Genomic DNA, 9,991 nt, shown 5'->3' on the forward strand with positions numbered 1-9,991 from the left:
GGCGGCGGGCGTCCTGCGGTGCTGGGGCCGGGCCGGCGGACGGACCTGGAGGCCCGACCGCGGCTGGCGGGCGGCGGGCGCGTAGTACTCGGTCATGACACCTTCACCCAGCGGGCCACTGAAGGCACCCCGTCGGCGTTGGCGGTGAACAGCATGTACCAGCCGGGAGGGGTCAGGTTCCGGTTCGGGTCGAGGCTGAGCGTCGGCGACGTGCCGTTGTTGGTGATCTTCAGATCGACGGCGCGCTGGTTCGGGTCGGAGGAGTGCGTGACCGCGGACGGGCGGATCAGCATCGCGCGGGCGATCGGGCCGTCCGTCTTGATCTGCTGGGCCTGCCCGTAACCCCACGCGGCCGGCGCGGACGTGATCTGCGGCCGGTTCGTCTTGTACAGGTAGGACGGCGAGTAGATCGAGATGCTGGTGTCGAAGTCGTTGTTGGCCGGGTTGCCGCCCGTCGCCAGCACACGGCCGTCGGGGAGCAGCATCGCGGTGTTGTGGTAGCCGCGGCCCTTCGGGTCGGCCGGAAGGTTCCGCTGGAACTGGCCGGTGTCGGGGTTGTAGACGCTGGCCTCGCGGACGTCGTCCTTGCGGGTGAACGACGAACCGCCGGTCTCGAACACCTTGCCGTCGGGCAGGATCACCGCGGACGGGTACATCTTGCCCTGCGACAGCGCGGCCGCTGGCTTGTACCTGGGGTCCTTCTCCTTCAGGTCGATGATGTCGACGTCGCCGTGGGCGTGCGGCTCGTCGCCGCTGCCCTGCGGAGTGTTGCTGAGCTTGTTGACGTCGCCGCCGCCGATCGTCATCACCCGCTGGTCCTGCGCGGGCGGCAGCAGCAGGCTCATCGCCTGGTCGCGCTGCTTGGGCCGGCGCAGCCCCGGCACCTCGGTGACGGTGCCCGTCCTGGTGTCGTAGATGCCGGCGGTGGCGAACGACTGGTCCTCGGGACGGAACTTCGGGTAGCTGAAGGTGTAGCTGCCGGAGTAGAACAGCCGGCCGTCCTGCATGAGGATCATGCCGGGGTAGGTGCCCCAGTCCAGGTAGTTCTTGGTGGCCTCGGGGCCCAGCCACTTGCGCTGCGCCCACGAGAACTGCTCGGTCTGGAACGAGTTCTCGGTGTGGTCGCGGAACTCGCGGTAGCCGCCGAAGGAGAAGACGTCGCCGTTGCCCATGACGGTCGCCGACGGGTACCAGTGGCCGGTGACCATGTCGTTGGTGCGCTCGTACTTCTCGGTCCTGGGGTCGAAGACGTACGACGACTTCAGGCCCGAGTACGCCGTGCCGGGGCCGACGTCGTACTGGCCGGTGCCGCCCATGATCAGGATCCGGCCGTCGGGGAGCTGGGCGTGGCCCGAGCAGAACATGTCCGACGGGGTGTCGATCACCTTGAAGGCGTTGGTCTTCGGGTCGTAGACCTGGGAGGTGAACTGGCCCTTGGCGAAGTTGTCGATGTTGTTGCCGCTGCCCGCGATCAGCAGCACCTTGCCGGTCTCGGGCAGGACGACCGCGTGCATCGCCCTGACCTGGTCGGAGGCCTGCCTGACCGTCCAGGAGCCCTGGGTGCAGAGCGCGCCGGCGCCCGGCTGGCAGACGGAGCGCTTCACCGGGGCGGCCTTCACCGGCACCCTGGTCATCAGGTTGTCGTCGGCGACGAGCGTGCCCTTGCCCGGCAGCTCGACGGAGTAGCGCAGATGCGTGGTGCCGGGCGGCACGACGGCGGTGCGGGCGCTCGCCTTGCGGAAGCCCTTGCTCTTCTTCAGCGAGCCGAGCGTGTACCAGCGCTGCCAGCCGCGTCCGCTGACCTTCCGCCAGAGCACCACCCGGGCCGTCGCGGTGGTCTTGTAGTAGAGGGAGACGTCGTACTGGGCTCCGGCGGCCGCTTTCGGCGCGCACGAGGCGTGGGTCATGAACCCGCGCGAACCCTTGATCTTCTTGGTGACCTTGATCTGGAACGCGCGCTTGCCGGAGTGGCGGCTCTTGACGACACTGACCGTCCCCTTGCCGTCTCCGGACTTCATCCGCACCCAGCACTTGGGGGTGCCCTTGGACACCGTCTCGAAGCCGGGGTTCGGCACCAGGTTGGTGGCCGCCTCGGCCCGCTGGACGGGCGACAGGACGGTGGCGGCGAGCCCGCTCAGGGCCAGAACGGTCGTGCTCCTACGTGCGCGCATCCGCATGAAGGTCGAACTCCAAAGATCGTGTGAGGGGGACGGGGCTACTTCTCGCAGGCCAGACCGTTGCGGTCGGGGTCGAGGCCGTGCCGGTCGGCGCCGCGCACGGCGAGCGGTCCTGCGAATCCCGCGCCTTTCAGCCAGGCGCACTTGCCCGCGGGGGTCCTGACGGCGGACGGGAAGTCCCAGGGCACGCACTGGCCGGGGCTGCCGTAGCCGTGGTCGCAGCCGTCATAGCCGGGCTCGACCGTGGTCCGCACCGTGGGTGCGGCGCCCGGAGTGTGCACGCGTCCGCTGAGCTCGTCGGCGTACTCCCGCACGACGGGTTCGTCGGTCTCGGGGGCGATCGTCGTCTCGGGAAGATCGATTCCCGATCCCGCCTCCCCCGGCGCGGGCGGCACCGTCCCGGTCACCGAACCGGTCGGGGACGGCACGGGCGCCGCGACGGCGTCTCCCCCGCCGCCCCGCAGCACCAGCAGCAGCGCGACGGCGACCGCCGCGACCACCGCCACCCCCGCGGCGACACGTCCGGCACCCGCCGAACGAGCTCCGACAACGTTCACAAATCCCCCGAAACGTAGACCTGTCAGACACAGCGCACGGACTTTACCCGACCCTGACAACTGCAAAGTCCCTCCATAACCGCGCCAAGTCCCCATCCCACCAGCCAAAAGACCCCCGTTCCGACAGGAACGGGGGTCTTGGAGTCAGGACCGGGCGAGGGCCGCGTCAGACGGGGTTGCGGGGGTCGAGATTGAGCATGGGGTGTTTGCCCGCTTCGCGGTAGGCCGCTTCAGAACCGGGGTCGGAGTTGAAGCGCCAGTCCTTGACCTGACCGTTTTCGATCTTCTTGATGTGGAACCAGATGGCGCCGACGACGTCCTTACGGGTGCGGACGGAGAACCAGAGGTCACCGATCTCGGCCGGTTTGTTCTTGGAGGCCGGGCCGCCCGTCTCCGGGATGAGGATCGGCTTGGCGGTGAACTTCCGCATCTGCCTGATCGTCAGGTCGAAGATCTCACCGAACTTCAGGGCGGTGTCGGCGCCCTTCCACTCGAAGTAGCCGATGGGTCCGAGCCAGTCGACGTACTGCGGGCCCGGCCAGTAGTCGCCCAGGTCGATGTCGCGGCCGTCGTTGATGTTCGGGCTCCAGATCCACAGCACGTTGGTCGCGCCCTCGGCGTTGAAGCCCTGGCGGACCTTGCGGAAGGAGTCGATGTACTGCTGCTTCGTCGGGCTCCTCCCCGACTTGCAGGCGATCGACTTGGGACGCTCCTTGAAGCAGTGGCCCCACGGATACCAGTCACCGTTGAACTCGTGCGCCCAGCTGATCGCCACCGGCATGTTGAGCTTGCGGATCGCGACGGCCCAGGACTTGATGAAGGCGTCGTACTTGCCCGCGGCCACCTCGGAGACCGGCTGCTTCATCGGCTCCCAGACGATCAGCGGTACGGCGCCGCCCTTCCAGATCCGCTGCAGGAACTTCTCGTCGAGCAGGTCCTCGAACTGCACGTACATCGCGACCATGTTCGGTTTGCGGGCCGCGTCCCTGGTGAACTGCGCGATCGCCTTGTCGCCGGTCAGGACCTCCTCGACCGCCGTGCCGAAGAACTTCTTCTTCGGGTGGACGAGACCGGAGACGTCATAGGGGATGTTCTGGTCGTTCTGCCAGGCGGGCTTGCGCAGCACCGAGCAACCGGTGGTCGCCGCCATCAGCACGACCATCATCAGGGCCAGGACTCTGCGCTTCATGGTTTGATCTTCGTCCAGATCATGTAGTTGCCGTACAGGTCGTCGCGGCCGTAGTAGAACTGCACGCGGAGCCGGTAGACCGGCGTCACATTGATCGCATCAATGATCTTTCTGTTCAGTTCGGGCTCGACCTGGTCATCAATCATGATCATGTCGTATTTCCCGGCCCTGACGTCCTTCAGCGCCCCGGGCAGAAGGTACTCGTCGTTGATGTCGTAGGTCGACACCCACTGGTCCGGCTTCGACTTGCCGCTCCCCAAGTAGTACTGCTGGTTCGAGGGCGTGGAGGCCAGGTACTTGCCGTCGGGGTCGAAGTTCTCCCGAAGGAACTCGATCATGCGGCTGGAGTTGGGCCAGGAGTTGAACAGGGCCTCCGTCTGCTGCATCCCCGGCACCAGCAGCAGCAGCCAGGCGCCGATCGCGAACTGCGGGCTGCTGAAGTGCGCGCCCAGCGCCCGCACCAGGCCGACCCCGACCAGCGGCGCCGCGAACAGCATCCCGAAACCCACATGCTTGTGGAGCGCGACGGAGACGTGCGAGTAGGTCTGGTAGGCCGGTACGAGCAGGCCGGAGCTGAACATGCCCGCGGCGAGGAAGAACCGCCAGACCTTGCCCGGCTCGGCCGTCCCGCTGCTCATGGTCGGGGCCTCGTTGAGCCGCGGCTTCAGATAGAACATCACCCCGCCGAACAGGGCGATCAGCAGGAAGACCCCGGCGTAGTGCACCGAACGTCCGACCACTTCGCCGAGCGGCGCGTTGGTGTTGATCTTACGGTCGAGGGTCGTGAACATCAGGCCGTCTTTGAGGCCACCGGCGAACGTCCACGCGACGATCAGGCCGAGGGAGACCGCGGCGAGCAGACCGCCGCGCAGCAGGGCCCGCTGCCTGCCCAGATGCGGCCAGGCGAACACCACCGCCAGCGCGATCACCGGGCCGGCGAACAGCGCCGAAGCGTACTTGAACGCGAACGCCAGCCCCAGGAAGAACGGAACCGAGATCAGGACGAACCACTCCGCCGACCGGTCGAACCGCGAAGTGATCCAGAACGCGACGGCGATCAGGAACAGCGCCGGGGCGTCATAGGTGGCGAAGTTGCCCATGTAGGTGGTCGACTCGACCACCGCGTACGCGGCGGCCGCGAACAGCGCCGACCGGAGGTTGAACAGCCGGTTGGTCACCGAATAGACGACGCACGTCACGCCCGCCATGCACAGCAGGCTGAAGAACCGGGCCAGCGCGAGCCCGCCCACACTGTCGAACAGCGCTCCGAGCACCGGATACAGATACGGCGCGCCGGAGAAGACCTTGTACCAGTTCTCCGGGGGCGGGGGGCCGCCGGAGAACCAGTGCTCGAGCTGGACGTGGCCCGCGTACAGGTACAGGGACTCGTCCTGGTAGGTGCTGTTGGTCAGGCGGACCGAGAGCCCGGCCTGGAGCAGGACGATCCCCGCCAGAACCAGATAACCGACGCGGCTGCGGCGCTTGGTGGGCGCCGGCGACCACGCCATCTCGGGCGCGGTCGGCACGACGTACCGGTGTCTCGTCTGCCGGAACAGGTCCGGCAGGGTCTGGAGGGGATTGCCCTTCATCGAACTAGGAGACCTTCACCCATTTGGCGACGGAGGGGACACCGTCGGCGTTGACAACGAAGAGCATGTACCAACCGGGAGGGGTGAGGTTGCGGTTGGCGCTCAGGGTCAGGCGCGGGCTCGTCCCGTTGTGCGTGATCGCCAGATCGACGGAACGCTGGTTCGGGTCCGAGGAGTGCGTGACCGATGCGGGGCGGATCAGCATCGCCCGGGCGATGGGCCCGTTGGTCTTGAGCTGACCGGTCCGCCCGTACTCCCAGGAGGTCGGCGCGGCCTTGACGACCGGCCGGTTGTTCTTGAACAGGTAGCCCGGCTTGTAGATCGAGATCCTGGTCTCCCAGGTGTTGCCCTCGTCCGGGTTGCCGCCCGTCGCCATGACACGGCCGTCCGGGAGGAGCAGCGCCGTGTTGTGGTAGTTGCGGCCGAGCGGGTCCGGCTGGACGCTCTGGAAGGTCGTCGTGTCCGGGTCGAACATGCTCGCCTCGAAGACGTCGTTGCGGCGCGTGTACTCCGAACCGCCCGTCTCGAAGACCTTGCCGTCGGGGAGGATCACCGCGGACGGGTAGATCTTGCCGGCGGGCATGTTCTGGGCGGCCGGCTTGTAGCGCGGGTTGCCCGACTTCAGGTCGATGACGTCGACGGTGCCGTGGGCGTGCGGCTCGGCGCCGCTGCCCTGCGGGGTGTTGCTGAGCTTGTTGACGTCGCCGCCGCCCATGATCGCCACCCGCTGGTCCTGTGCCGGGGGCAGCAGGACGCTCATCGACTGGTCGCGTTCCTTCGCCCGGCGCAGGCCGGGGATCTCGGTGATCTGGCCGGTCCTGGTGTTGTAGACGGCGGCCGTCGCGAAGTCCTGGTCGTTCTTGCGGAACTTGGGGTAGCTGAAGGTGTAGCTGCCGGAGTAGAACAGCCGGCCGTCACCCATGAGGATCATGCCGGGGTAGGTGCCCCAGTCGATGTAGTTCTTGGTGGCGCCCGCGCCGAGCCACTTCTTCTGCGCCCAGGAGAAGACCTCGGTCTGCTGGGAGTTCTCGGTGCGGTCACGGAACTCGCGGTAGCCGCCGAACGAGTAGACGTCGCCGTTGCCCATGGCCGTCGCCGACGGGTACCAGTGGCCGGTGACCATGTCGTTGGTGCGCTGGTACTTCTCGGTCTTCGGGTTGAAGATGTACGACGACTTCAGGCCCGAGTACGCGGTCTGCTTGCCGTCGACGACGCCCATGTCGTACTGGCCGGTACCGCCCATGATCAGCACACGGCCGTCGGGGAGCTGGACGTGGCCGGAGCAGAACATGTCCGACGGCGTCTTGATCACCTTGTAGGTGTTGGTGCGGGGGTCGTAGAGCTGCGACGTGAAGTCGCCGGCCTTGAAGTTGTCGTAGTTGTTGCCGCTGCCCGCGACCAGCAGCACCTTGCCGCTGCCCGGCAGCAGGATGACGTGCATCGCGCGGACGTTCGGCGACGCCGGGTGGACCTCCCACTGGCCCTTCTGGCAGAGGTCGCCGCCGACGCACGCCGAACGCTTGAAGGAGACGGGGATCCGGTTCAGCGCCAGGTCGTCGGCGACCAGGGTGCCCTTGCCCGTGAGTTCGACCGAGAACCGCAGCGCCTGGGTGCCGGGCGGGACCGCGGCGATCGGGCCCTTGGCGAGGCGGTAGCCGGAGCTGGGCCGCAGGGTGCCCATGACGTACCAGCGCATCCAGCCGCGGCCCTTGACCTTGCGGAAGACGACGACCTTCGCCTTGGCCGTCGACTTGTAGTAGAGCGAGACGTTGTACTGGTTGCCCACCACGGTCGCCGGGGCGCAGGCCGCGCGCTGCGTGAAGCCGAGCGTGCCGCCCCTGGCCGCGCTCACCTTGACGGCCAGTGCCCGCTTGCCGCTCCGCTTCGCGGCGGAGACCTTCACCGAACCGCTCGGCTTCCCCGTCTTGAACGGCTGCCAGCACTTGGGGAAGTTCCCCGACAGCGACTCGAAACCGGGGACCTTCAGCAGGTTGGGGGCCGCTTCGGCGGGAGAGCCCGTCACGGGCACGAGCGCGACCGCGACCAGTCCGGTGGCTACCAGCACCGACCGGCGGCGGGGGGCATGGATTCGCATGGGGGTTTACTCCAGGAAGGGGTGGTGGTGCTTAGTCTGTCTCGCAGCCGAGGCCGTCTTTGTCGGGGTCGAGCTCGTGCCGGTCGGCGCCGCGGACCGCGATCGGGAGGGCGAAGCCGCTCTCCTTCAGCCAGCCGCACTTGGCCTCGGGCGTCGTGACGCCTTCGGGGAAGGTCCAGGGGACGCACGATCCGCCCGGGCCGTAGGAGTGGTCGCAGCCGTCGACCGAGCCCTGCTTCACCGCGGACGGCGACGGGTTCGGCGTCGTGTTGGGGGCGTGGGTCCGGCCCGACATCGCCGTCGCCTGCGGTTCGGGGCTCTCCTCGACGTCCGGCTCCATCCCCTCGAAGCCCTCGCCGGCCGGGGCCGACGCCTCGTCGCTCGGGGGGATGTCGGCCTCGATGTCCACGGCCACGGGGGCGACGGGGACGTCGATGGCGGCGGTGCCGTCCTTGCCGCCGCCGTTGTTCAGGAACACGAGCAGCCCGATGGCGGCCGCGGCGACGACGCCCAGCACCACGGCGAGGCGCGGCGCGAGAGCGTTCCGTCCGGCTTTGCGGTCGATCATTGAGCCTCCCAACCCGTGACAACTGCGACAGCTGTCCCAGGACCTTATCTGCGCCCCATTAGTCGCTCGACGAGGCGGGAAAGTTCGGACTTGTCAGGAAAAAAGTTCTTCGAGCGACACCGTGCGGGCCGCCATCACCTCATACCGGTACCTGCGCAGGTGCGGACGGGACCTGCCCGCGGCCCGCCCGGCCTGGGCGGGCTGCCCGGCCGGCGGGCGCGGGGTGCGCTTGGCCGGGTGGCGGAACACCCAGCGCTTGTAGGCGTAGAAGCGGAACACGGTCGCGACACCCGTGCCGATGACCAGCGCGACGTTCTTCCAGATGAGGCTGTCACCCTGGTCGAGCACGTACTTGTTGAAGCCGACGAACGCGCCCGTGATCACCAGCCCGAACGCGTTCAGGGCGAAGAACAACACGAACTCCCGACGCATGTTGTCCGTCGCCTTGCCCTGGAAGGTCCAGTAGCGGTTGGCGTAGTAGGCGAAGACAGCGGCGATCACCGTGGCGGCCGAGTTGGCCTTGACGTCACCAAGCCCCAGGTGGCAGAAGAGGTTGAAGAACGCGAAGGTGATCACGAAGGCGATCGCACCGACGCTGCCGAACTTCGCCAGCTCCCTCGCGAGTCTCCGAAGCCTCTTGCGGAGGTTCTCGATGAACGTCATGACCCCGATACCCCAGAACTACTTCTTGCCGCGGAACAGGTCGCTGAGACCCCATTTTGTGACATTGACCATGGCTTCGCCGATGATGTTGCCGCTCATCTTGCTGTCGCCGATCTCACGCTCGACGAAGTTGATCGGCACCTCGACGACGTGCAGCCCGGCCTGGACCGTCCGGCGCGACATGTCGACCTGGAAGCAGTAGCCGCGCGAGTCGACCTCGTCCAGGCCGATCTTCTCCAGGGTGGCGCGGCGGAAGGCGCGGAAGCCGGCCGTCGCGTCCTTGATGCCGAGCCGCAGGATGACGCCGATGTAGGTGTTGCCGCCGCGGGACAGGATCTCGCGGTTCTTCGGCCAGTTGTGAACCTTGCCGCCCTTGGTCCAGCGCGAACCGATCACCAGATCGGCGCCCTGCAGGGCGTCCAGCAGCCACGGGAGCTCTTCGGGACGGTGCGATCCGTCGGCGTCCATCTCGCACATGACGTCATAGCCCGCCGCGATGGCCCACTTGAAGCCCGCGATGTAGGCGCCACCGAGTCCGTCTTTGGTCGTGCGGTGCAGCACCTGGATCTGGCGGTCCTGGGCGGCCATCTGGTCCGCCAGGCGCCCGGTTCCATCGGGGCTGTTGTCGTCGACTACCAAGATGTCCGCGCCTGGGGTGGCGGCCCGGACCCGGCCCACGATGAGCGGGAGGTTCTCCAGCTCGTTGTAGGTCGGGATGATGACGACGACCCTGCCGAGTGTCGGGGGGATGCTCAACGGATCGTTGCCCTTCTCTAAGGTTTGTATACCGATCCGGCACCTTACCGTGACTTATCTGCACATTCTCCCCATACGATGAAGATCGGCAGGGGTTGCTTGCCGGTAACGTCGGTCACGTTAATTCCATGTGAAAACCCTGGTCACATGGCTCCACATTGCCGACATTCGTCACCTATACTGCCTGATTGCCTAGGGTTGACTCCTGCGATTCCGATGAAGTCGCCAAGATAAGGCAAGCCGACACGCTGACACGCACGGGGAGCGCGGCCACGTGACCAACACCCCCTCCTGGGACCTGTCCGACTACAACTGGGCGGCAGACGTCCCGGCCTCCGAAGCGGGCGCACCCGCGGGAGGCGCGCCTCGCCCGCCCGGCGCGCCACCGGGCGCCCCC

At 67.4% G+C, this 9,991-nt stretch carries 8 protein-coding genes; all 8 read right to left on the minus strand.

Going from position 1 to position 9,991, the window contains the following annotated elements:
* Nucleotides 1–92: 92 nt before the first annotated feature.
* The 8 genes from ACYVE7_RS21315 to ACYVE7_RS21350 all read right to left on the minus strand — a co-directional run bounded on the left by ACYVE7_RS21315 (nt 93) and on the right by ACYVE7_RS21350 (nt 9,594).
* The gene (locus ACYVE7_RS21315; RefSeq protein WP_460366737.1) at nt 93–2,171 is read right to left on the minus strand and encodes a galactose oxidase-like domain-containing protein; all 2,079 of its coding nucleotides are present in this window, start codon (nt 2,169–2,171) and stop codon (nt 93–95) included.
* A 44-nt stretch (nt 2,172–2,215) separates the two neighbouring features.
* On the minus strand, nt 2,216–2,734 hold the full coding sequence (locus tag ACYVE7_RS21320; protein WP_460366738.1) for a hypothetical protein: 519 nt from the start codon (nt 2,732–2,734) through the stop codon (nt 2,216–2,218).
* A gap of 166 nt (nt 2,735–2,900) precedes the next feature.
* On the minus strand, nt 2,901–3,923 hold the full coding sequence (locus ACYVE7_RS21325) for a glycoside hydrolase family 26 protein (RefSeq protein ID WP_460366739.1): 1,023 nt from the start codon (nt 3,921–3,923) through the stop codon (nt 2,901–2,903).
* Nucleotides 3,920–5,512 carry an ArnT family glycosyltransferase gene (locus ACYVE7_RS21330; protein ID WP_460366740.1) on the minus strand — a complete coding sequence of 531 codons (1,593 nt, stop codon included), beginning with the start codon at nt 5,510–5,512 and terminating at the stop codon, nt 3,920–3,922. The genes ACYVE7_RS21325 and ACYVE7_RS21330 overlap by 4 nt, the downstream gene beginning before the upstream one ends.
* Nucleotides 5,513–5,516: 4 nt before the next feature.
* Nucleotides 5,517–7,607, minus strand: coding sequence for a galactose oxidase-like domain-containing protein (locus ACYVE7_RS21335; RefSeq protein ID WP_460366741.1), 2,091 nt, complete (start codon nt 7,605–7,607; stop codon nt 5,517–5,519).
* A gap of 31 nt (nt 7,608–7,638) precedes the next feature.
* Nucleotides 7,639–8,175: a hypothetical protein gene (locus tag ACYVE7_RS21340; protein WP_460366742.1), complete on the minus strand. Its 537-nt coding sequence runs from the start codon at nt 8,173–8,175 to the stop codon at nt 7,639–7,641.
* Between the two features lie 93 nt (nt 8,176–8,268).
* Nucleotides 8,269–8,838, minus strand: coding sequence for a GtrA family protein (locus ACYVE7_RS21345; protein WP_460366743.1), 570 nt, complete (start codon nt 8,836–8,838; stop codon nt 8,269–8,271).
* 18 nt (nt 8,839–8,856) lie between these two features.
* Nucleotides 8,857–9,594, minus strand: coding sequence for a polyprenol monophosphomannose synthase (locus tag ACYVE7_RS21350; RefSeq protein WP_460366744.1), 738 nt, complete (start codon nt 9,592–9,594; stop codon nt 8,857–8,859).
* Nucleotides 9,595–9,991 lie beyond the last annotated feature (397 nt).

It is taken from the genome of Actinocorallia lasiicapitis (genome assembly GCF_054778695.1).